The 22,700-nt window shown below is 34.1% G+C and carries 21 protein-coding genes; 15 read left to right on the forward strand and 6 right to left on the reverse strand.

All coding sequences use genetic code 11. The features are described from left to right. Positions 1-10: 10 nt before the first annotated feature. Positions 11-1,309 carry a hemolysin family protein gene (locus tag C8N37_RS00415; RefSeq protein ID WP_108157048.1) on the reverse strand — a complete coding sequence of 433 codons (1,299 nt, stop codon included), beginning with the start codon at positions 1,307-1,309 and terminating at the stop codon, positions 11-13. Between the two features lie 140 nt (positions 1,310-1,449). Beyond that, positions 1,450-2,793 (reverse strand): Gfo/Idh/MocA family protein, encoded by a 1,344-nt coding sequence (locus C8N37_RS00420; RefSeq protein ID WP_108157049.1) that lies wholly within the window; start codon positions 2,791-2,793, stop codon positions 1,450-1,452. A 252-nt stretch (positions 2,794-3,045) separates the two neighbouring features. Between C8N37_RS00420 and C8N37_RS00425 the strand changes: the two genes are divergently transcribed. After that, complete coding sequence (locus C8N37_RS00425) at positions 3,046-4,158, forward strand: phosphotransferase enzyme family protein (RefSeq protein ID WP_108157050.1); 1,113 nt, start codon at positions 3,046-3,048, stop codon at positions 4,156-4,158. Between the two features lie 66 nt (positions 4,159-4,224). Then, positions 4,225-4,878: a carbohydrate-binding family 9-like protein gene (locus C8N37_RS00430; protein WP_170114443.1), complete on the forward strand. Its 654-nt coding sequence runs from the start codon at positions 4,225-4,227 to the stop codon at positions 4,876-4,878. A 26-nt stretch (positions 4,879-4,904) separates the two neighbouring features. Here C8N37_RS00430 and C8N37_RS00435 read toward each other — a convergent pair whose 3' ends face one another. Next, positions 4,905-5,243: a DUF2853 family protein gene (locus C8N37_RS00435; RefSeq protein WP_108157052.1), complete on the reverse strand. Its 339-nt coding sequence runs from the start codon at positions 5,241-5,243 to the stop codon at positions 4,905-4,907. Between the two features lie 237 nt (positions 5,244-5,480). Here C8N37_RS00435 and C8N37_RS00440 point away from each other — a divergent pair, with 237 nt between their 5' ends. The 6 genes from C8N37_RS00440 (at position 5,481) to C8N37_RS00465 (ending at position 10,430) form a co-directional block, all read left to right on the forward strand. Continuing rightward, positions 5,481-5,729, forward strand: a complete 249-nt coding sequence (locus tag C8N37_RS00440) for a type B 50S ribosomal protein L31 (protein WP_084405389.1) — start codon at positions 5,481-5,483, stop codon at positions 5,727-5,729. A 78-nt stretch (positions 5,730-5,807) separates the two neighbouring features. After that, positions 5,808-7,028, forward strand: a complete 1,221-nt coding sequence (locus C8N37_RS00445) for a putative sugar nucleotidyl transferase (protein WP_108157053.1) — start codon at positions 5,808-5,810, stop codon at positions 7,026-7,028. Positions 7,029-7,034: 6 nt separating this feature from the next. Beyond that, positions 7,035-7,802 (forward strand): triose-phosphate isomerase, encoded by a 768-nt coding sequence (gene tpiA / locus C8N37_RS00450; RefSeq protein WP_108157054.1) that lies wholly within the window; start codon positions 7,035-7,037, stop codon positions 7,800-7,802. A gap of 9 nt (positions 7,803-7,811) precedes the next feature. Continuing rightward, complete coding sequence (gene prmA, locus C8N37_RS00455) at positions 7,812-8,651, forward strand: 50S ribosomal protein L11 methyltransferase (protein WP_108157055.1); 840 nt, start codon at positions 7,812-7,814, stop codon at positions 8,649-8,651. A gap of 4 nt (positions 8,652-8,655) precedes the next feature. Next, entirely contained in the window at positions 8,656-10,026 is a 1,371-nt protein-coding gene (locus C8N37_RS00460; RefSeq protein ID WP_108157056.1) for a Mur ligase family protein, read from the forward strand. Positions 10,027-10,100: 74 nt separating this feature from the next. Continuing rightward, complete coding sequence (locus C8N37_RS00465; protein WP_045753225.1) at positions 10,101-10,430, forward strand: helix-turn-helix domain-containing protein; 330 nt, start codon at positions 10,101-10,103, stop codon at positions 10,428-10,430. Positions 10,431-10,548: 118 nt separating this feature from the next. Here C8N37_RS00465 and C8N37_RS22700 read toward each other — a convergent pair whose 3' ends face one another. The 3 genes from C8N37_RS22700 to C8N37_RS00475 form a co-directional block, all read right to left on the reverse strand. Next, the gene (locus C8N37_RS22700) at positions 10,549-10,722 is read right to left on the reverse strand and encodes a hypothetical protein (protein ID WP_153197523.1); all 174 of its coding nucleotides are present in this window, start codon (positions 10,720-10,722) and stop codon (positions 10,549-10,551) included. Between the two features lie 154 nt (positions 10,723-10,876). Continuing rightward, positions 10,877-11,437, reverse strand: a complete 561-nt coding sequence (gene scpB, locus C8N37_RS00470; protein WP_108157057.1) for an SMC-Scp complex subunit ScpB — start codon at positions 11,435-11,437, stop codon at positions 10,877-10,879. Positions 11,438-11,440: 3 nt separating this feature from the next. Then, positions 11,441-12,565 (reverse strand): CofH family radical SAM protein, encoded by a 1,125-nt coding sequence (locus C8N37_RS00475; RefSeq protein WP_108157058.1) that lies wholly within the window; start codon positions 12,563-12,565, stop codon positions 11,441-11,443. Positions 12,566-12,828: 263 nt separating this feature from the next. Here C8N37_RS00475 and C8N37_RS00480 point away from each other — a divergent pair, with 263 nt between their 5' ends. The 7 genes from C8N37_RS00480 (at position 12,829) to C8N37_RS00510 (ending at position 22,682) form a co-directional block, all read left to right on the forward strand. Then, positions 12,829-14,145, forward strand: a complete 1,317-nt coding sequence (locus tag C8N37_RS00480) for a D-alanyl-D-alanine carboxypeptidase (RefSeq protein WP_108157059.1) — start codon at positions 12,829-12,831, stop codon at positions 14,143-14,145. 51 nt (positions 14,146-14,196) lie between these two features. Further along, on the forward strand, positions 14,197-15,495 hold the full coding sequence (locus tag C8N37_RS00485) for an MFS transporter (RefSeq protein WP_108157060.1): 1,299 nt from the start codon (positions 14,197-14,199) through the stop codon (positions 15,493-15,495). Positions 15,496-15,518: 23 nt separating this feature from the next. Then, positions 15,519-16,247, forward strand: coding sequence for a (Fe-S)-binding protein (locus C8N37_RS00490; protein ID WP_108157061.1), 729 nt, complete (start codon positions 15,519-15,521; stop codon positions 16,245-16,247). 26 nt (positions 16,248-16,273) lie between these two features. After that, positions 16,274-17,161 carry a sugar phosphate isomerase/epimerase family protein gene (locus C8N37_RS00495; protein WP_108157062.1) on the forward strand — a complete coding sequence of 296 codons (888 nt, stop codon included), beginning with the start codon at positions 16,274-16,276 and terminating at the stop codon, positions 17,159-17,161. A gap of 337 nt (positions 17,162-17,498) precedes the next feature. Then, complete coding sequence (locus tag C8N37_RS00500; protein ID WP_108157063.1) at positions 17,499-19,082, forward strand: peptide MFS transporter; 1,584 nt, start codon at positions 17,499-17,501, stop codon at positions 19,080-19,082. Between the two features lie 60 nt (positions 19,083-19,142). Continuing rightward, complete coding sequence (locus C8N37_RS00505) at positions 19,143-20,735, forward strand: peptide MFS transporter (RefSeq protein ID WP_108157064.1); 1,593 nt, start codon at positions 19,143-19,145, stop codon at positions 20,733-20,735. Between the two features lie 180 nt (positions 20,736-20,915). Further along, positions 20,916-22,682 (forward strand): peptide MFS transporter, encoded by a 1,767-nt coding sequence (locus tag C8N37_RS00510; protein WP_108157065.1) that lies wholly within the window; start codon positions 20,916-20,918, stop codon positions 22,680-22,682. Positions 22,683-22,700: the final 18 nt, after the last annotated feature.

Genomic DNA, 22,700 nt, shown 5'->3' on the forward strand with positions numbered 1-22,700 from the left:
GGATGATGATTTAATCATCATCTTTTTTTCTGAACAAAATCTTGTCAATTCGATTACCATCCATATCAAGAACTTCAAATTCAATATTTTTATAGTGAACTTGTTCCCCCTCTAAAGGCACATGGTCAAGCAATAAAAATACGAGCCCTCCAAGTGTTGTAATATTATTGATTTCATCTTCATCTTCTTCAGAAAGACCAATTTCAAATTCTTCCATGAATCGATCTAATTGATACTGTCCATCAGCAATGTAAGATCCATCTTCACGTTTTCGAATTCGGGGTTTGCCTGTTGATTGATCTTCTGGTAAATTACCTACTAAATCCGAAAGAATATCTCGAAGCGTAATTACGCCTTGTGTTGATCCATATTCATCAATTACAATAGCTTGATGAATATGTGAAGCCCTAAGAATAGCTAATATACTATAAGCAGAACTATGTTCGTTGACAAATTTAATGGGTTCAATCAATTGTTGTAAGTCAATTGGTTTTTCTTTTAGGTATTGTGATAATAATTTTTTTACATGGACAACTCCTTTAATATTGTCTAAGTTACCTTCACAAATGGGATACATAGTATGCTCTGTATTCATGATGATATGTCGATGCTCCTCGAAGCTATCTTCTAAATCTAAGAAAGCAATATTACTTCTGTGTGTCATTAGATTTATCGCTTTTTTATCTCCCAGACTTAATAGACGATCTACAATATCATGTTCTATTCCTTCAATAGCTCCACTATCAACTCCTTCATCTACCAATGCTTTTATTTCTTCTTCAGTTACTGAATTGTGCGTACTTTTGATATTAAATAATTTGACAATAAAATCTGTTGAAATACTTAGCATCCATACAAATGGACGAACGATTTTACTCAATAGATTCATAGGGTATGCGATCACCATTGCATACTTTTCTGGAATAGCCATTCCAATTCTTTTTGGGACAAGTTCTCCTAATACTAAGGAGAAGAATGTAATAACAAAAACAACTATGACGACCGATAATTGCTCACTATAAGGGGCTAAAAAAGATATCTGTACAAATAATTGTTTCAGGTAGGTGCCAATGCTTCCTCCACTAAAAAATCCTGTTAAAATCCCGATTAATGTTATGCCGATTTGAACGGTAGATAAAAAATTATTCGGTGATTCTTTTAAAGCTAAGGCTATTTTTGCTGCGGGGTTATTTTTGTCAGATGCAGCTTGTAATCTGGCTTTTCTACTGGAGACGATTGCAATTTCAGATGCAGATAATACTCCATTTAGAATAATTAGAGCTAATATAATAAGGACTTCTGTGAGCATGTTTTTTTAATACTTAGGCTAAATGTAGTAAAATTTTAGAAATTTAAATGTAAAAAAGATGGAGACATCTCTTTAGTCGTGATTTAGCCTTAGTCTGAAATACAAAAGGCTTCTGAATAAGAAGCCTTTTGTATTTGATTTTATAATCCGCTATCATCAAGCATAAATGTGTTTTTCTTTGATTTCCATTTTCCAGAAGTGAAATCAGGAAATTCAACTGTCTTGTTTCCTTGTTTGATTGAATCCGTTGATAATGGAAATACTGCACTCATAGTGACAGAGTCATAGACGTCAAATGGAGTTTGTTTACCTTGCTTAGTCGCTTGTATGAAAGAATTGAATACAAACCAATCCATACCACCGTGACCAGAACCTGTTGCAAGTGTTTCATATTTTTTCCAGATTGGGTGATCATATTTATCTACCCATTCTTTTGCAGGATCCCACGCATGTGGTTTTGATTTTCCCTCGATATGAATACCTTGCGCTACATCCATCCATATTCCTTCAGTACCTTGTACACGGAAACCGATCGAATAAGGTCTTGGTAAGTGTGTATCATGTGTTAATAAAATAGTTTCACCATTTTGACATTGAATCATAGTTTGGGTGATATCACCATTTTTATAGTTCAATTTAGCATTCGGATGACCTGGAGCTTTCTTTTCAACATAAGATGCTAGGCCTCTAGCTTTACTTGAATATGATGTTAAGTGTGTAAAACGATTTCCAGCATTGATATTGATAAAAGGAAGAATAGGTCCTAACCCGTGAGTAGGATATAAATCCCCATCTTGCTCTACATTATATTTTGTGCGCCATTGTGCTTCAGAAATAGCTTTTGGACCAAATTCGACACCGTTACCATAGTAACTTTTACCATCATTGAAAAGTACTTCACGTAAATCATGTTGGTACCCCCCTTCTAAATGTAATAATTCGCCAAATAATCCTTGACGGTGCATATTAAGGACAGCCATTACATCACGACGATAAGCAACATTCTCTAGGGTCATATAAGGCTTACCTGTCTGCTCAGATGCTTTAACGACATCCCAGTGATCTTGTAAAGTCAAACCTGCGATAACTTCGCATCCTACATAAAGACCTGCTTTCATCGCGTCAATCGCTTGGTCTTTGTGAAATTCCCATGGAGTAGCAATGATTACAGCATCAAGCTTCTCTTTGCTTAACATTTTCTTATAAGCCTCTATACCCCCAGTATATTCTTTTGGAAGCTTTATACCTTTTTTGTCAAATTGCTTGCGGCACTGTGATAAAGACTCTTCTTGTGTGTCACAAATTGCTACAACTTCGACATCATCACGGTTTAATGCAATCGCAACATGGTTACGACCTCTAAGTCCTACACCTATAAATGCCAACCTTACTTTACCATCTTTTGCAAATAGATCTGTACTGGAAAGGATGCCCAATCCCGCAGTTGTTACTGCTGTAGATTTTATGAAATTTCTTCTGTCCATAATTTTTGTTCTTTTATAATGAGGGTATTAAGTACCCTTTTTTAATAACATGTGAGTTTAGTTTGATATAACTTAATTCGCTATTAAACAAATATATAAAATTGGAAATATAAACTTAATGTGCAAACGTTTGTCTAAAATGAAAAAAAAGAACAATCGTTTGTGTTAATATTTTATTAGAACTTTTCACAACTATTTGGGATATTGCAATCCAGTTAAAAACTTAATTATTTATAGTTAGTATAATTTTTAATGTCAAATTCGAATCAAATAAATGGTCTGAAAGCTGCAGCTGCGTTTTCTTTAAGTGAGGATATCATTAGTGTAGATGCTTTTGGTTCAGGACATATCAACGATACATATCGTGTAACAACAAAAAATACACATGGTAAATCCTTTTTATTACAAAGGATCAATCATTATATTTTCCAAAATGTAGATGGTCTTATGCTTAATATTAAGCATGTAACAGATCATTTAAAAACAAAAATTGCACATTTACCACCAGAGGTCCAAGAATCGAGGGTGTTAACAATAATTCCAACAAAATCAAATGATCTATATCATCTGGATGATGATGGCAATTATTGGCGCATGTTTATTCTTATCGATGACACCAAAAGCTATGATGTTGTGGAGACGACAGTTCAAGCATCAGAGGGTGGAAAAGCTTTTGGTCAATTTCAGTTGCAATTAGCGGATTTAGATGCATCTCAGATTGTTGAGGTATTACCTAATTTTCATAATATTCAATTTCGTTTGGACAATTTGAATCGTGCAATTGCTGCAGATGCTCACAATCGGGTTAAAGAAGTGTCTGATATTTTAGATTTTATCTCGTCACGAGAAGATCGTATGAAAACAATTCTTAATCTAGCCGCTCAAGGAAAGCTGCCCTTGCGTATTACTCATAATGATACTAAATTTAACAATGTACTACTGGATCAAAATGATCAGGCGCAGTGTGTCATTGATTTGGATACAGTAATGCCTGGTTACGTCGCATATGATTTTGGTGATGCCATACGAACGATAATTAACCCAGTTGAAGAGGATGAAAAAGATTTATCTAAGATTGTTTTAAATATTCCTTTATACGCGGCCTATGCGGAGGGCTATCTTAATGAAGCAAAGGAGTTTTTGACCGATGTGGAAGTTCACTCTTTATTAGAAGGGGTATTTTTATTACCTTATATGCAAGGGGTGCGTTTTTTAACAGATTATCTTGAAGGAGATCATTATTTTAAAACAAAATATAATGATCATAATTTAGTAAGAACAAAAACGCAATTTAAATTGGTTGAGGAAATGGAACGACAAGAAGAAGAACTGAAATCAGCTATTAGCTCAGTTTTACAAGATTAATAATTAACGGTTGAGCTCGTCGTTCAACCAATGCGCGCGCTCTGTTTAAATTTAGTATTATTGTATATGACAAATTCAATCATTATATCGTCAGTTGATCTTGGAATTGAAGAATTAAAGGGATATCAGTCTTTAGATAAAGTACTATCTGCAATTTCTTGGAATGAAATCGCCATTGCGAATTGGAGCGGTGATTATCCGTATGTGCCTCAAGCAAAATTTAGGCTAGCATATGATCAAAATGCAATAATCATCCAATATGAAATAGAAGAAGAAGTTATAAAGGCACAATATTACTTGCACAATGACCACATTTGGGAGGATAGCTGTGTGGAGTTTTTTATTTCTTTTGATAATAAGGAGCACTACTATAACTTTGAGTTTAATCCTATAGGAGCTGGATTGATCGGTTATGGTACCAATATTAAAGCAGAGCGCTCGAGGTTAACAGAGGAACAGATAAATCAAGTCGAAGTGTTTACGTGTATAGAGCGTGGCAAATTGGGCTCGAAATGGAATTTGATTCAATATATTCCATTTAATGCTTTTGTTCATAGTGAAGTGACTCCTGCTTTTTTGAAAGAAAATCTAATTTTTGCTAATTTTTATAAGTGTGGAGATCATTTACCAAAACCTCACTTTTTATCTTGGAATAAAATAAATCATCCAACTCCTAATTTTCATTTACCAGAATTTTTTGGTGAATTAGTTTTTGAATAAGGGTTGGATGACTCTTAATTTTGAATTTATTTGTATACACTTTCTTTTTTAAATTTCTTAACGAGCATAGCATATACCAGTACTCGGTATTTATTACGATTTGATTTGCCAATTTGAGTGAAAACTTCTTCGATAGCTGTGTCGAGTTTTGCATCATCGGTGAGACCTAATTTTTTGATCAAAAAATTAGTTTTCAATCTTTTAATTTCTTCAGGATCTGAGGAAGCGATTGTTTCTGCATCAGCTTTATAAATAGAAGGACCAAGTCCTTTTGTAACAGACTCAATGAGAGAATTTTCCAAGGGCAATTTTAATTTTTTTGCTTCTGCCATATATGCAGCGATTTTTTCATCTAATTTGCTCATAATAGGGGGTTATTAAATTGATTTTTATAATTGATCATTAAATTAAACAATATTCCTTAAATAAGGAATAAATTTTATCTTTTTTAATCTTAAAATTGCCTATCTTTGCATTAGGCGTGAAGGATAAAAAATAAATCACTTACCTTGAATATTTGTTACGGAATATTCTTGCAAATAAGGTTTTAATAAATTATCTTTGCACCTCAATTATTGAATATACGTAATCATAAGATAAAAATGAAAAAAGATTTGCATCCTTCAAATTACAGATTAGTTGTGTTTAAAGATATGTCAAATGACTATTCTTTCATCACAAAATCATGTGTTGATACAAAAGAGACGATCACTTGGGAAGATGGTATTGAATATCCAGTTGTGAAATTAGAGATTTCTCATACTTCACACCCTTTCTATACTGGTAAAATGAAATTGGTTGATACGGCTGGTCGTATTGATAAATTCCGTAGCCGTTATAACAAAAAATAATTTTTGTTATCCTAAGGGTATCACAATATTAAAACTCGATAATATTCATTATCGAGTTTTTTTTGTTATTTTTATAAGGTGATAGTTGTGTTATTTGATCAATCGACGCAGTCTAGTTATCTGCAATGTTTTAATGGATTGGGGAATCTATTTAACCCTGATTCTTTATGGCCATTTACGAGTATCAAATCTACTGCTTCGTTACGTGTCGGCATATTACCGCTGTTTGAAAAATGGGTACATGCATTAGATGCTGTAGTCTTGTACGATTCCCTGGCAAGTAAAATACCCCTTGATGAACAAATTGCTTCATGGTCATATGAAGCTCAGGAACTCTTCTTCGTTTCTGTAAATATTATTCCTACTGAATCCTTTGTTAAAAAATTAATTTCTTTGTCAAAAGGACAATATTTGCAATCAGATAATGACTTACTCGCATTGAGAGCTGATTTTGATCAACCCTGCAAAGCTAAGGTAGAGAAAATATTGTTTGATCAAGATGTTGTACAGTTAAAATTTATTGAGGATTTGTATTTAACAATTGGATCTGAAATCATACGTGAATTTGGAATCTTAATACAGCAAAAAACATCAGGGTTGTACTCAAATACAAATACGGTTTTGGGAGATCAATTGTTCATTGGTGAGTCAGTGGACATGGATTGTGTTACCTTAAATACCAAGATGGGTCCGATTTATATAGATGATGGCGCTGTTATTATGGAAGGTTCTAATTTAAGAGGTCCTTTGTATATTGGTAAAAATGCTGTTGTAAAAATGGGAGCGACTATTTATAGTAATGTCTCTATTGGGGATTATGCTGTGGTAGGAGGAGAAATCTCGAACTCAAGTATAGGAGACTTTAGTGCAAAGGGGCATTATGGATACTTAGGTTGTTCAGTCGTCGGAGACTGGTGTAATTTAGGTGCTGGAACAACAAATTCAAATCTCAAAAACAACTTGTCTTCAGTCAAATTATATGATTATATGTCTGATTCATTGCGTGATACCGGATTAATGAAGTGTGGCTTATTCATGGGAGATTTTACTCGTACCGGTATTCAATCGATGTTTAATACAGGGACTGTTATTGGTATGGGGTGTATGTTGTCGATAACCGGTTTTTATCCTAAATTTGTATCTTCATTTACTTGGTTATATAACGAAGGGAAAGGGACTTATCAACTTCAAAAGTTTGTTTCTGATTTAGAAGTTGTATTTTTATCAAAAAATAGAAAATTAGACAAGAAGCTAATTGAAAGAATTATAGAAATTAATCAATCAACATTTAAAAACTAAAGTATTATGCGTAAGAAAATTGTAGCAGGGAATTGGAAAATGAATTTGGATTACCAAGATGGGGTGAGTTTATTCTCTGAGGTAGTGAATATGGCTAAGGATGAAATTGTTGGTGATCAACAAGTAGTTGTTTGCAGTCCATTTATTCATTTACATAGTATTGCGCAATTAGCAAAAACAGCATCACATGTTGCTGTTGGTGCTCAAAACATTCACCAAGCTGAATCAGGAGCGTATACAGGCGAAATTTCTGCAAGCCAAATTAAATCTATTGGTGTTGAATATGTCATTTTAGGGCATTCCGAACGTAGAGCTTATTTCGGAGAGACAAATGCGTTATTAAGTGAAAAAGTGGATGCGGCATTAAAGCATGGTCTATTGCCTATTTTTTGTATCGGTGAAACAAAAGAAGAAAGAGAATCAGGTAAGTTTTTTGACGTAATAAAAACACAATTGGAAGAAGCTGTGTTCCATCTATCGAAAGAAGAGTTTGCACAGGTTATATTAGCTTATGAACCAGTATGGGCTATTGGTACTGGCTTGACCGCTTCTCCAGAACAAGCTCAAGAAGTACATGCTTTTATTCGTGCTACTGTAGCAGCGCAATATGATCAATCTGTAGCAGATGAAACGAGTATTTTATATGGAGGTAGTTGCAATCCTAAAAATGCAGGTGAATTATTTGCACAAGCTGATATTGATGGGGGATTGATCGGAGGTGCATCTCTTAAGTCAAGAGATTTCTTGGATATTGTAAAAGTCTTTAATAAGTAAGAATCTATTATGAAATATAGTGAGGTAATATTTACAAGAAAAGTAGGGGAAGAGTGGCAACAGGATCTGTTTATTGCCGAACTAGCTGATATAGGTTTTGATACTTTTGAACATACCAAATCAGGGTTTGCAGCCTTTATTCCAACTGCAAACCTTGATCTTCAAGCTTTGGAAACTGTTTTAATGCAACAAGATGGTTTTGAAGTTGAGTACGAGGTGGTCGATATTGAAGATCAAAATTGGAATAAACTATGGGAAAGTAATTTTAGCCCAATTTTAATCGATGATCAGTGTTATGTTAGAGCAACTTTTCACGATACCAAACCTGAGATTCCTTATGAAATTGTAATAGATCCTAAGATGTCTTTTGGTACTGGTCATCACCAGACTACGACGATGATGCTTCGTTATATTTTGGAAAATGATTTTCAAGGTAAGGAAGTGTTAGATATGGGGTGTGGAACAGGTATATTAGCGATTTTAGCTTCTCAAAAAGATGCAAAACAGATATTTGCAGTAGATTTTGATGATGTCTGTGTAGATAGTGTGGAGGAGAATAAGCTGTTAAATAATATTACTAATATAGAATCAAAATTAGGATCTTATGAAACGATCGTAGATCGTCAGTTTGATACCATTTTAGCTAACATTAATCGTAATATATTAATGGAACAATTTCCACAATACAGTAAATCTCTACGATCAAAAGGAGAATTATATATTAGTGGTTTTTTTGAAGGAGAAGATTTATCAATTTTGAAAACCCGTGCAGAAGGACTTGGATTGGAGTTCGTTTCTAATCAGGTACTAGACAATTGGTGCTCGGCAAAATTTGTGAAAGTAAATTAATCATATGCGCATACATTTTATTGCGATAGGTGGAAGTATCATGCATAACCTTGCGATCTCTTTAGAGAGGCAGGGCCATCAGATTTCTGGGTCGGATGATCAAATTGTAGAGCCTTCTCGTAGCCATCTAATTGATGCGGGATTACTTCCAGAGCAATTGGGATGGTTTGAAGAAAAAATTACCGACGATATCGATGCCGTTATTTTAGGTGCTCATGCTCTTATCAATAATCCTGAATTGATAAAAGCTCAGGAATTGGGTCTTAAAATTTATTCATTTCCAGAATTTATTCAAGAGCTTTCTCAAGATAAAACGCGGGTAGTCATAGCGGGTAGTTACGGCAAAACGACTATCATGAGTATGGTCATGCATGTTTTGAAAAATCTCAATAGACCTTTTGATTATTTAGTTGGGGCACAGCTTGAAGGTTTTGATAACTTGATTGAGATAACAAAAACAAATAAAATTATCTTAATAGAGGGCGATGAAAATGTAGCTTCTAGTTTGAGCAGTAAGTCTAAATTTATGTTTTACAAACCCAATATTGCCTTGATTAGCGGTATTAATTGGAATGAGTATAGTACTACAATCACTTTTGATCATTACTTAAAGCAATTTGAAGATTTTATTAATACGATAGAGGCAAAAGGAACTTTAATCTATAATAAGGAAGATAAATATCTGCAGAAGATTATTGCTGATACTAAATCATGTAAAATTAATCGACACGGATATCAAATTCCTGAATATGCCATTAATAAAGGGGTAACTTCTATAAAATCAGCCAAAGGGGATGTTCCTTTGCAAATATTTGGTAAGCATAATCTTTCTAATATCGCTGGCGCTTATACAGTATGTGAATGGCTTGGTATAAAAAAGGAAGATTTCTTTGAAACAATAAAAACATTTAAAAGTTCTATTCGTTATTTGGAATTTGTATCTAGTTTCGAAGGTTCTGTAGTATACCAAGATTTTGCTCATACACCGAAAAAACTTAAGGCAAGTATTCATGCTATTAAAGAACAATTTCCAAGTCAGAAGTTAGTTGCCATCATCGAACTAAATGCCTATGATAGCTTAGATGAAAAGTTTGTGAGTCAGTATAAGGACACGATGAATGAAGCCGATCTTCCTGTTGTGTTTGTCAATATGGAATCAATCAAGGAAGTTAATAAGTGTACTACGCATCTGTTGGAGGATATTCGAAATGCCTTTAACCGATCGGATTTGGATATTGTGACTAACTTAGGAGACCTATACAAGTTCCTTGAGAATTTTAAATCAAAAGGCAATAATTTATTGCTGATGAGCTCTGGCAATTACAGTGGGGTTAATTTGACAGAGCTAGCGGATCATTTTTTTAAGAATTATTAATAAAATTGCGTTAACGCTTTGATTAAAGATTTTTTTATTTTATATTTGTTTTGTAAATAAAAAATATCTACCAAATGAATGCATTAGGAAAAAAAATTAGGTTATTGAGACACCAAAAAGGGTGGAGTCAAGAAGATGTTGCGAAGAGATTAGATATCTCGATTCCAGCTTTTTCAAAAATTGAGACGGGGATTACAGATGTTAATCTTTCTCGTTTAAATCAGATTTCAAAATTATTTAATTTGTCAGTAGTTCAACTTTTATCAACTTCAGATATGGAAGAAGATAAAGAAGCTGTAAATGAATTGGCAGAATTAACTAAGAAATTGCAAGTACGTGAAACAGAAGTGATTGAATTGCAAAAGAAAGTAATTGATCTTTACGAGCAGTTACATAAGAAATAGATTTTATTCAATTTTGGGAATGAATAAAAGAAAGGCTTGCAGATTATCTGCAAGCCTTTTTACTTTCTTCTAATTGACAACTTAATTTGTTTTCTATAGATAGCGTGATTGATTTAGATTAAAAGTCGTCTTCGTCCCCGAAATCGTCAAATCCACCAATAGGATCAATGTCTTCTAAATTAAAGTCATCTTCTAAGATGTCATCAGAATCATCATCAGGTCCATTGAATGAACCAAATTTCTCTTCATCTACTGCATGCATAGATTCACTTTTCATCATTGCCGTGTTCATAAAATTATACTTTATTTTTGCTTATTTAATATTGTAAAATTATATAACAAAATTCGAAGTTTAAACTTTTTTTGAAAAAAAATAATTGACGTAAAATGTTGATTATTAGTGTAATTTGATAATTTGTTAATGATGAAAAAAATGACTATTGAAACTATTCAGCCACCTCGCCGATTTCATTTTCAACAGTAACAATATCTTTCAGTTGTGGCAGATCCCGAACACCATTGATGCCAAAATGATTCATGAATTGCGCACTTGTGCTATACAGAAGTGGTTTTCCAATAGTGTCAGATTTTCCAGTAATTTGAATTAACTTTTTCTCTAAAAGACGTTGAATGGAATAATCACAACTAACACCTCTAATTTGCTCTATTTCAAGCTTTGTAATCGGTTGTCTATAAGCTATAATTGCGAGTGTTTCTAATGCAGCTTGGCTTAACTTTTTCTTATCACGATGTAACTGTAATTGATTGATCGTTTCATGATAAGATGATTTTGTCAAAAATTGAAAAGTATTATTAATAATCTTCAATTCCAATACTTCGTCTTCACTTTGATGCTTATTGATTATTTTATCAATAAAGCTTTGTAATTCATCTTTAGAAATCTCAATAGCTAATGCCTCTTGCAGAACATGTTTGATATCCTGTAAAGTGACACCATCTTCCGAGGCATATATAATAGCCTCTATATTACGAATAATATCTTTCACGGATTAATAATTGATAACTTGTTCAACCATATGCTCAGGAAGTTCACGGAATTCGTAACGCTGTGTTCTTAGTTGAGGTTCAAAACCAGCTTCTTGTATAGCCTTTTGAATAGAATTTGCTGTAAATCTATGTGGAGCTCCAGCAGCAGAAACAACATTCTCCTCAATCATAATCGATCCAAAATCATTAGCTCCAGCATGTAGACATAATTGAGCTGTTCTCTTTCCTACAGTCAACCATGAAGCTTGAATGTTTTTGATATTTGGAAGCATAATTCTACTTAAGGCGATCATACGAATATATTCTTCTCCAGTTACATCATTAGTAATTCCTCTTAACCTTTTTAATAAAGTGCCATCATCTTGAAATGGCCAAGGAATAAATGCGACAAAACCAAAATGCCCTTCAGGCTTTTCTGCCTGTACCTCCCTGATCCAAACCAGATGTTCAAAACGTTCTTCAATCGTTTCAATATGACCAAACATCATCGTTGCTGAAGTTGGTAGATTAATTTGATGGGCAGCGCGCATCACATCTAACCATTCTTTACCACCACATTTACCTTTAGATATCAGGCGTCTAACACGATCATTTAAAATTTCAGCCCCAGCTCCGGGTAAGGAGTCTAAACCCGCTTCTTTCAATGCTTTTAAAACCTCAATATGTGACATGTTTTCTAATTTAGCAACATGCGCAATTTCTGGTGGGCCTAAAGAATGTAACTTTAATGTCGGGTATAGTTCTTTCAATTGTTTAAATAGATCAGCATAAAATGTTAATCCTAGGTCGGGATGGTGCCCCCCTTGTAACAATAATTGATCTCCACCATACATAAAGGTCTCTTCAATCTTTTGCTTATAGGTTTCGATATCTGTAATATAACTCTCATCATGACCAGGTCTACGAAAGAAATTACAAAATTTACAGTTTGCAATACAAACATTTGTTGTATTTACATTACGATCTATTTGCCAAGTAACCTTACCATGAGGTACTTGTATTTTACGTAACTCATTTGCAACATAGCTTAAATCAGCTGTGGCTGCATGATGATATAAATATATACCTTCATCTTTGGTTAAAAACTCAAATCTTAAGGCTCTTTCTAATAAATTGCTTACATCCATTAAGAACAAATATAAGCACCTTTTGCTTTATATTTATTGATTGACTGTAAGTTTTCATTAATACTAATTTGAAGGCTTTAAAACCAGCGGATCTCTTTTTTGTTGGTTATGGCATCACGATGTCGTCATCTTTCGATCATTAATTTATGATCATCACGTATTATAGTTGTCAAAATATAGATTGCAGCAGACTTCAACTCTTTTTAAATTGATTAAAAGATGTTAAATCAATTTTATATATCAATTTTCGTAGTTTTACGCTGATGAAATTTTTAAAGAAGATACTTTTTTTTCTAGCTGTAGGTACATATAGTTTTAGTTCTTTTGCCCAACAATATAATGACGTTTATACTAAACTACAGCAATCCTCAATACTTAACGATCACTTTTTTGGATTTTCCTTATACGATTTGGATAGTAATCGATTTGTTGTCGATATCAATGGGCACAAGCATTTTACACCAGCTTCCAATACAAAGGTGTTCACACTTTATGCCGCTTTAGAGTTATTGGGTGATTCTATTCCAGGATTGCAATATGTAGAAAAAGGTGACTCTCTTTTATTTTGGGGAACAGGTGATCCGACATTTTTACATAGTAAAATGGACTCTCACATCGTTTATAATTTTCTAAAGAAAACAGATAAAAAACTATTCTATGTTCCAAGTCCGATGCGAAATCGATTTTTTGCTGCTGGGTGGTCTATGGATGATTTTGATGCATATTATCAACCTGAGATTGCCACATGGCCTATTTATGGAAATGTGGTAACGTTTAGAGCGACGGGAAATAATAAAATGAGCATCGTTCCAGCTTATTTTCAAGATAAGCAAACCATACAACCCATGCTTGACAAAGGTCAATTTGCATTGAGTCGATCATTTACTGAAAATGAATTTTTACAATCTCGAGAAAATATTCCTGCCAATTATGTGAATGAAATCCCATTTAAATACTCGGATGATTTGGCGGTTAAATTATTGTCTGATACGCTAAATAAAAATATTCAAATCATTGATTATAATAAGCCCACAGAGGTAAAAACACTATATTCTAATGCTACAAATTATGTTTTACGTGAGATGATGTTACCAAGTGACAACTATCTTGCAGAACAAATTTTAATGATGGCATCTCTTCAGAACTTTAAAAAATTTGATACCTATTTAGTTCGAAAATGGATGCAGGATAACTATTATAAATATTATTCTGATGAGACTGTATTCCATGATGGATCCGGACTATCATCCTATAATAAAATAAGCCCCCAAAGTATGGTAGATGTTCTAGTTGCAATAAAGAATAAAATTCCTGATGAAACGAAAAGATTTAAACTATTTTCAGCTGGTGGTGTCGATGGGACATTAAAAAGAGCATATAGTAAAGATCTTGGTGTTCCTTTTATATTTGCAAAGACAGGTACGATCACTTCTGTATATTGTCAGAGCGGCTATTTAATTACAAGATCAGGTAAAAGATTAGCATTTTCTTTTCTAAATAACAATTTTATTGATGAAAATGGAAGTAATATTAGAAAAGAAATGGTCAATATCATGACCTACATCAGACAAAATTATTAATATTTCAGTTTATACGGGTTAATCATTATTTTTATCAACTAAACCATAAGTATGTCTGTCATCCAAAAAAATAATAAAAAACTAATTCGTTCATGGGCGATGTTTGATTGGGCTAATTCAGCCTATAATCTGGTCATTACTTCGACGATTTTTCCTGTTTATTATACTACAATTACTAATACAAAAGAACATGGTGACGTGGTACGTTTCTTTGGTATTGAGTTTGTCAATACAGCCTTATCAAATTTTGCTTTGGCCGTTGCTTATCTGGTCATGGCATTGACCCTGCCGTTTATTTCTTCCTATGCAGATGCTAACGGAAAGAAAAAACAAATTATGAAATTTTTTACTACGGCAGGAGCTATTGCTTGTATGGGACTATTCTTCTTTAAATTAGAAACATTAGAAATCGGTATTATTTGTTTTGTGATAGCTGCTATGGGGTATATTGGTGGTGTTCTCTTTAATAATTCATATTTACCTCTTATTGCTTCTGTTGATCAGCAAGATAAAGTGAGTGCGCAAGGTTTTTCATATGGTTATGTCGGATGTGTGACGTTGCAGATTTTGTGTTTCATTGTTGTATTGAAGCCGGAATGGTTTGGCATATCAGACCCTTCTTTGCCCGCAAGGATTTCATTTTTAATGGTTGGAGTTTGGTGGTTAGGATTTTCACTTATTCCATTTAAATATCTTCCCCATATTCCTGCAACAAGAAAAGGAGAAGGCTTATCTTTAGTTGAGAAAGTAAAAGCTGAAATTACTTCTGTTTGGAGACATATTCAACAAATTCCAGAAATAAAAAAATTTTTACCTGCATTTTTCTTTTATAGCATAGGTGTGCAGACTCTAATGATCGTAGCGTCTGCATTTGGAGAGAAAGTACTACATTTGGGTGCCACTAAATTAATAGGAACCATCCTGTTGATTCAACTTGTTGCGATAGCTGGAGCATTCATCATGTCAGCTATTTCAGCTCGTATTGGAAATGTTAAAGTATTGATGTTAGTCGTTGTGATTTGGATCAGTATCTGTATTTCAGCTTATTTTTTAACAACAGAGATTCAGTTTTACATATTAGCGGCATTAGTTGGCTTGGTAATGGGTGGCATTCAATCACTTTCAAGATCTACATTTTCAAAGTTAATTCCTGAAGATATACAGGATACGACCGCATTTTTCTCCTTTTATGACGTGACAGAAAAAATAGCCATTGTTGTGGGATTATTTTCATTCGCAATGATAGAACAAATCACACATAATATCAGATATTCGGCATTATCCTTATCTTTATTTTTTATAATTGGATTGTTACTATTAGTTCGTCTATTGCGGTACAATAAATCCTAAATTTAAATTTAAGAATATACGATATGAAAGTTGAACTTTTTGTTCCTTGTTTTATTGATCAGTTGTATCCGGAAACGGCTTTTAATACCATACGATTGTTAGAGAAAGCAGGATGTGAAGTTACTTATAATGCTGAGCAAACGTGTTGTGGCCAACCGGCTTATAATGCTGGTTTTTGGGATGAAGCAACGATAGTTGGGCAAAAGTTTTTAAAGGATTTTAGTGCAGATCATTATATAGTTTCTCCATCAGCGTCATGTACGGGGATGGTCAAACATAGTTATAATGATTTGTTCACAGGTTCCATAGAGCAGTCGCATTGTCGATCGATTCAGAAAAATATATTTGAAATTTCTGATTTCTTAGTCAATGTAGTAAAGAAAGATTATTTTGGAGCAGAATTGGAAGGAATCGCAGTTTATCATGATGCATGTTCAGCATTACGTGAATGTAAAATCAAAGAAGAGCCAAGGCATCTATTGAGTAAAGTACTTGGCTTGGAAATGGTCGAAGTCAAGGATAGTGAAGTTTGCTGCGGCTTTGGAGGAACATTTTCTGTTAAATTTGAAGGAATATCATCGGCAATGGCAGAGCAAAAAGTGAGAAATGCTCTTGATATGCGTGCGGATTATATCATTTCGACAGATGCCTCTTGTTTGTTACAGTTACAGGCTTATATCGACCAATATAAATTGCCTATCAAAACTATTCATTTGGTTGATGTGTTGACAACTGGCTGGGGTAATATTTAAAAGAACTTAAACTAAATACTAAAATTATGAATTCAAGAAGAGATTTTCTCAAAAATTTGGGTTTAACTGCTGCAGGAGTAGCGTTAATGCCGAGCCTAGATTTGCTGGCTGCTCCTAAGAACTGGTTTGATATTTCATTGGCTGAATGGTCATTGCATAAAACACTTTTTAAGGGAGATCTGAAAAATATAGATTTTCCAGAACTAGCAGCTAAAAAATTCGGAATTTATGGTGTAGAATACGTGAATGCCTTTTTCAAAGATAAAGCGAAAGATATGACGTATTTGAAAGATCTAAATAATCGTGCGAAAGATAACGGAGTTCGCAACGTTTTAATTATGATCGATGGTGAAGGAAATCTAGGAGATGAAGATGCAACCAAACGTAAGCAAGCAGTAGAAAATCATTATAAATGGATAGATGCGGCTAACTTTTTAGGATGTCATGCGATACGCGTAAATGCTGCTGGTAAAGGAACTCCTGAGGAAGTGAAAAAGGCAGTGGTTGAAAGTCTTTCAACATTAGCCGATTATGGTAAAAAATCAAAGATTAGTATTATCGTTGAAAACCATGGTGGGATTTCATCTCATGGTGATTGGTTGGCAGATACTTTAAAAACTGTCGGTAAGAAAAATTGTGGAAGTTTACCAGATTTAGGTAATTTTTATGAGTACGATCGTTATCAGGGAGTAGCAGATTTAATGCCTTATGCTAAAGGAGTGAGTGCTAAAACACATGATTTTGATGTTAATGGTAATGAGACTCAGATCGATTATGCACGTATGCTTAAAATTGTAAAAGATGCTAAATTTAAAGGTTACATCGGTATTGAATACGAAGGAAGTAAGCTTAGCGAAGAAGAAGGAATTTTTGCAACAAAAAAATTATTAGAGCGTTTACGTCCAACGATTTAAGAATGATATCGTAATTTTGGTATTAAATTTTACGATCAATATCTATATATTAGAAAGGGGAGATCAATGATTGATCTCCCCTTTTTTGTTATCATTATTTTCGCCCTATATTCATTAGACTTTTTAGATATTCAATGAATCCAATCGTTATCTAAAGATATACCATCTAGTATAAGTTGAGGTTTACCGATTATCAAATGAAATATTCACAGATCTGATATGTGATAATTAATAGCGAAATTTAAGCCAATAAAATACTAATTTAATTCAGCAACTGAATTAAATTAGTATTTTGCGACACCTTTAAAAACAATCAATAAAAAAACAAACCATACCTATGAGTCAATTAAAAGATGAAGCCCTTGTTTCACATTTGGAGCAACTGCAAGTCGATAATATTTTAGTAAAAGGACATCCTGCCGGTCTATTTGTCTTATTTTTTACTGAGATGTGGGAACGTTTCAGTTATTATGGCATGCGTGCCTTATTAACAATTTTTCTGATTAGCGAAATTGTAAATGGAGGATGGGGGTGGAGTAATGAAGAAGCGATGAAGTTGTATGGACTTTATACGGGTTTTGTATTTTTAACACCACTGATTGGAGGAGTAATTGCAGACCGTCTGTTGGGTTATAAAAAAGCAATTTTAATTGGTGCGCTAACCATGACAGCTGGCCACGCTGCTATGGCTTTGGAAGGAATTCATGCTAATTTTTTCTTCCTTGGATTGATTTTGATGATTCTGGGCAATGGTATGTTTAAACCCAATATTGCCTCCATGGTTGGAAAGCTCTATCCAGATTCCAGTAGTAAGAAAGATGCCGGTTATACCATTTTTTATATGGGTATTAATGGCGGAGCGTTTTTAGGAATGATGCTTTGTGGATATATCGGAGAAAAGGTGGGTTGGCATTTTGGATTTGGTTTAGCAGGTATTTTTATGTTCTTGGGCATGTTGCAATTTTTCTTCGCTCAAAAAATATTTGGCATTATCGGTGATACTCCACAGTCTACTAAAGAGAAGGAAATAAAAGAAGTAAAGGATAATAGTGAGGTAACAACACCAGCACATGTTACTCGCGACAGATTAATTGTGATCGGTATTTTCATGTTTGCAAGCATCATCTTTCACTTGGCTTTTGAACAGGCTGGAGGTTCGATGACTATTTTTGCAAAGAATTATACACAACGTATTTTAGAAGGCCAAACTGCAGTTATTTTTAAATGGGTCGATGCAGCTTTGACTGTTTTTCCAATTCTTGTTGTATCGGCAGTTTTGTTTGCGTTAGCAAAAAAAATCTGGTTTAAGTATCCCCTTATTGTCATCTGCTCAGGACTGTCATTCGCGATCATCTGGGTGCTTTGCGGTTGGAAATTATATCGAGAATTTAATTCTCTAAGTTCCGAAGTTACTGTATCTTGGTTTCCTATGTTGAATTCCTTTTTTATCATCACTTTAGCAACTTCTTTTAGTCGTATTTGGGAAAAGGTATGGAATCCTTCAGGTCCCATTAAGCTAGCATTGGGTTTGGCAATTGTTGGTTTAAGTTTTGCCGCATTATCCTATGGAAGTTTAGCTATACCTCCGGGAGCAAAAACAGCATCTGTTAGTATGATTTGGCTGGTACTGGCTTATTTTTTACAGACCGTTGGTGAACTTTGTTTATCACCCGTTGGGCTATCTTATGTCAGTAAATTATCTCCTCAAAAAGTAATAGGACTTCTATTTGGCATCTGGTATTGTGGAAATGCCATCGCCAATTTTATAGGAGGTTTTATAGGCTCTTACATAGATAATATTACAGCAACACACTCGATGTCTTATTTCTTTGGGATGTTTACCGTTGTTTCTTTTATATTTGCTATTATTTTAGTTTTGTGTAGTTCGGGTATCAAGAAAATGATGCACGGAATTCATTAATTCGATATCTTTTTATTATTTTGCTAAAATTATAACTTAGAGAACCCTATTATTAAATATATGTATCAAGAAAGAGATGAAGCTCTTGTTATCCATTTGAAAAAACAAGGTGTGGATGATAAGATGGTAATTGGACATCCTGCGGGATTATTTGTCCTATTTTTTACCGAAATGTGGGAACGGTTTAGTTACTATGGCATGCGTGCTTTATTAACGCTTTTCTTAATCAGTTCCCTTGCTGATGAAGGATGGGGCTGGAGTAATGAAGAGGCGATGAAACTATATGGTCTTTATACGGGACTGGTTTATTTAACCCCGTTAATAGGTGGTATGATTGCCGATAAATTAACTGGATTTAAAAAAGCCATTTTAATTGGGGCACTAATTATGACCATGGGGCATCTATCCATGGCTTTTGAGGGAATAAATCCAAATTTCTTTTACGTAGGTCTTGGTTTAATGATTCTCGGTAATGGAATGTTTAAACCCAATATTTCTTCGATGGTTGGTAATCTTTACCCAGATGCAAGTTCCAAGAAGGATGCTGGTTATACCATATTTTACATGGGTATCAATGCCGGTTCATTTTTAGGTATGCTTTTATGTGGATATATCGGAGAGAAAGTAGGTTGGCACTATGGTTTTGGATTAGCAGGTGTTTTCATGTTCTTCGGTATGTTGCAGTTTTATTTTGCTCAAAAGATTTTCGGTGTTATTGGAGAATCTCCAAAAGCGACTAAAGCTTTCCATGATGAGAAAATCAAAAATCATGAAGAGGAACCCGAAGAGGTGATTCCTGCAAATGTGGTGAGAGATCGTTTGATTGTGATTGCTGTTTTGATGATCGCAAGTATTGTTTTCTTTTTAGCATTTGAGCAAGCAGGAGGATCGATGTCTATTTTTGCTAAAGACTATACGCAACGTGTCCTTTCAGGAAATACAGCTACTACTTTCAAATGGATCGATACGATCTTGACCATTGCTCCAATGGTAATTGTCAGTATAGTATTGCTAACACTAGCAAAGAAAATCTATAAGCAATATCCATTAACGATTATCTTCACAGGAGTTTCATTTGCTGTTATCTGGTGTCTAGGTTTATGGAAAGTTTTTAGAGAGTTTGGCGCAACAGAAACAGAAGTAGCTGCTTCTTGGTTTCAAATTCTAAATGCATTTTTTATCATTTCATTGGCTAATTCCTTTAGTAAATTCTGGGAAAAAATATGGAACCCTTCAGGACCGGTGAAATTTGCTTTAGGACTTCTTCTTGTTGGTATTGGTTTTGCTGCATTAGCTTATGGTGCAAGTGAAATCCCACAGGGCGCTAAGACTGCAACCGTGAGTATGGTTTGGTTAATTATTGCTTATTTCTTCCATTCTACAGGAGAATTATGCTTATCACCGGTTGGATTGTCCTATGTAAGTAAACTATCACCTAAGAAATTATTAGGCTTGCTATTTGGATTTTGGTTCTGTGCATCAGCTATTGCTAATTTTATAGGAGGCTATTTAGGATCTTATATTGATAAAATTACAGCTGAACATTCGATGTCATATTTCTTTATGATTTTTGCTATTGTTCCAGCAGCTACCGCTTTAATATTACTTATCTTAAATCCGGTGTTGAAGAAAATGATGCACGGTATTAATTAATCCATGCTCATTATATATTATTTTAAGAGACGTTTCAAAAGAAACGTCTCTTTTTGTTTCAAAAATGATGCCTTATAATAGAGATAATACAATTATTCAGTAAAAAATGCGATTGTTTTTTGTTTCTTTGTAGACTGTTATTAAAATTTTCAATACGCTTAATTAGATTAAATTGTAGATATGAGTCAAGCATCTAAGGCTTCATTTTCAGGAGGGACCACTTCTGATTTTTATAAATCAAATGTTTTAGGACAACGGTCAGGACTATTTGTCCTCTTCTTTACCGAGATGTGGGAACGTTTTTCGTTCTACGGCATGCGGGTATTATTAATTCAATTTTTAACGGCTACCGTCATACAAGGCGGATGGGCTTGGAGCGCAGAACAAGCCGGTGCTTTGTATGGTACATATGCGATGATGCTTTATTTAACACCAATATTAGGCGGTATTATTGCCGATAAATATATTGGATCACGCAAGGCAGTTATTATTGGTTCTGTGATCATGACGATTGGTCACGCTGCTATGGCGTTTGATACGCAGGTCATGTTCTTTATTGGTTTAGCATGTTTAGTTATCGGTACAGGTTTTTTTAAACCGAACATGCCATCAATTTTAGGAGAGATGTACAAAGACTTGCCCGAAAAGAAAGATGGCGCTTACACGATCTTTTATATGGGGGTCAATGCAGGTGCATTTTTTGGAATGATGTTATGTGGTTATGTTGCAGAAACACAAGGGTGGCACTGGGGCTTTGGTCTAGCAGGTATCTTTATGCTTTTAGGTACATTGCAGTTTGTATTTGCAAAACCGCTGATGGGTAATTTAGGTGTTTTAGACCAGTCTAAAGAAATGAGTCAGGAAGATCAATTATTAGCTGATGCAGATAAGAGAAATCCATTTACTACCCTAGATTATATTTTAATAGCCATTATATCGGTCGTTGGATTCCTCTATGCCTTTAATGATCCCCTGTCTAAAAATGGAATTATTGATATGTTTAGTGCATTAGATCTGCCATTTTTGAGAGGTCAATATCTGATGATCATTCTTGCTTTGATTCTTTTTATTTATCTGATATCATCTCGTATTAGAAGATACGATAAAGTGGTACGTGACCGTATGATTGCAGTTGTTTTCTTAGCTTTCTTTTTGATTTTCTTCTTTATGAGCTTTGAGCAGGGGGCAACATCTTTGGTACTTGTTGCACGTGATAATATAGATCGAAGTTTATCTGGAGGCGCACTTCAAATTTTTAATATTTTGAATGCCTTGTTAACTGTTGTTCCTTTAGCATTGATATCTTGGGTATTGGTGAAATTGGCAAAAGCTACATGGAGCAAAATTGCTTTATCAAATATCATCCTCATTGTTTGTTTTGTGTTGATATGGGGAGCTGCAATCTGGATGTTAAAAAATGAGTTTTCAAAAGAAGTATCTGAAATTAAGGTTTCTTGGTTTTCAACATTAAATTCGTTCTTTATTATTGCATTGGCTTCTACCGTTTCTAAATTATGGGAATCAAAATACAACCCTTCTGCAGCGATGAAGTATGGTTATGGATTGATATTAGTTGCCATTGGTTACTTAATTATTGGATTAGGATCTTGGGGAATAGCTGAAGGAGTTAAAATATCTATGGTATTTTTAGTCTTAACCTATTTGTTTCATACGTTAGGAGAGTTATTCATATCACCAGTTGGTCTTTCTTATGTTTCAAAACTGGTTCCAGCGCGTATGTTAGCATTTATGTTTGGGATCTGGTATTTAGCAATAGCGATTGCACAGAAAGTTGCCGCAGTATTAGGTGGACAAGTAGAAACTATTCAACAGGAGTATTCTTTGAGTCATTTCTTCTTTTTGTTTACCGCTATTCCAGCAGCAGCAGGTTTATTAGTAATGATACTCAATCCAATCATTAAAAAATTAATGCCTGGTATTAAATAGTAAAATATGATAGAGCTT

This window comes from Sphingobacterium faecium, assembly GCF_003054045.1.
Lineage (GTDB): Bacteria > Bacteroidota > Bacteroidia > Sphingobacteriales > Sphingobacteriaceae > Sphingobacterium > Sphingobacterium faecium.

Bases quoted from the DNA above. Each gene is read 5' to 3' on its own strand.
- C8N37_RS00480 (WP_108157059.1), top strand. From the start codon at position 12,829: ATGAAATTTTTAAAGAAGATACTTTTTTTTCTAGCTGTAGGTACATAT.
- C8N37_RS00415 (WP_108157048.1), bottom strand. From the start codon at position 1,309: ATGCTCACAGAAGTCCTTATTATATTAGCTCTAATTATTCTAAATGGA.
- C8N37_RS00460 (WP_108157056.1), top strand. From the start codon at position 8,656: ATGCGCATACATTTTATTGCGATAGGTGGAAGTATCATGCATAACCTT.
- C8N37_RS22700 (WP_153197523.1), bottom strand. From the start codon at position 10,722: ATGAACACGGCAATGATGAAAAGTGAATCTATGCATGCAGTAGATGAA.
- C8N37_RS00485 (WP_108157060.1), top strand. From the start codon at position 14,197: ATGTCTGTCATCCAAAAAAATAATAAAAAACTAATTCGTTCATGGGCG.
- prmA (WP_108157055.1), top strand. From the start codon at position 7,812: ATGAAATATAGTGAGGTAATATTTACAAGAAAAGTAGGGGAAGAGTGG.
- C8N37_RS00420 (WP_108157049.1), bottom strand. From the start codon at position 2,793: ATGGACAGAAGAAATTTCATAAAATCTACAGCAGTAACAACTGCGGGA.
- tpiA (WP_108157054.1), top strand. From the start codon at position 7,035: ATGCGTAAGAAAATTGTAGCAGGGAATTGGAAAATGAATTTGGATTAC.
- C8N37_RS00510 (WP_108157065.1), top strand. From the start codon at position 20,916: ATGAGTCAAGCATCTAAGGCTTCATTTTCAGGAGGGACCACTTCTGAT.
- C8N37_RS00430 (WP_170114443.1), top strand. From the start codon at position 4,225: ATGACAAATTCAATCATTATATCGTCAGTTGATCTTGGAATTGAAGAA.
- C8N37_RS00435 (WP_108157052.1), bottom strand. From the start codon at position 5,243: ATGAGCAAATTAGATGAAAAAATCGCTGCATATATGGCAGAAGCAAAA.
- C8N37_RS00505 (WP_108157064.1), top strand. From the start codon at position 19,143: ATGTATCAAGAAAGAGATGAAGCTCTTGTTATCCATTTGAAAAAACAA.
- C8N37_RS00495 (WP_108157062.1), top strand. From the start codon at position 16,274: ATGAATTCAAGAAGAGATTTTCTCAAAAATTTGGGTTTAACTGCTGCA.
- C8N37_RS00500 (WP_108157063.1), top strand. From the start codon at position 17,499: ATGAGTCAATTAAAAGATGAAGCCCTTGTTTCACATTTGGAGCAACTG.
- C8N37_RS00465 (WP_045753225.1), top strand. From the start codon at position 10,101: ATGAATGCATTAGGAAAAAAAATTAGGTTATTGAGACACCAAAAAGGG.
- C8N37_RS00425 (WP_108157050.1), top strand. From the start codon at position 3,046: ATGTCAAATTCGAATCAAATAAATGGTCTGAAAGCTGCAGCTGCGTTT.
- C8N37_RS00440 (WP_084405389.1), top strand. From the start codon at position 5,481: ATGAAAAAAGATTTGCATCCTTCAAATTACAGATTAGTTGTGTTTAAA.
- C8N37_RS00490 (WP_108157061.1), top strand. From the start codon at position 15,519: ATGAAAGTTGAACTTTTTGTTCCTTGTTTTATTGATCAGTTGTATCCG.
- C8N37_RS00475 (WP_108157058.1), bottom strand. From the start codon at position 12,565: ATGGATGTAAGCAATTTATTAGAAAGAGCCTTAAGATTTGAGTTTTTA.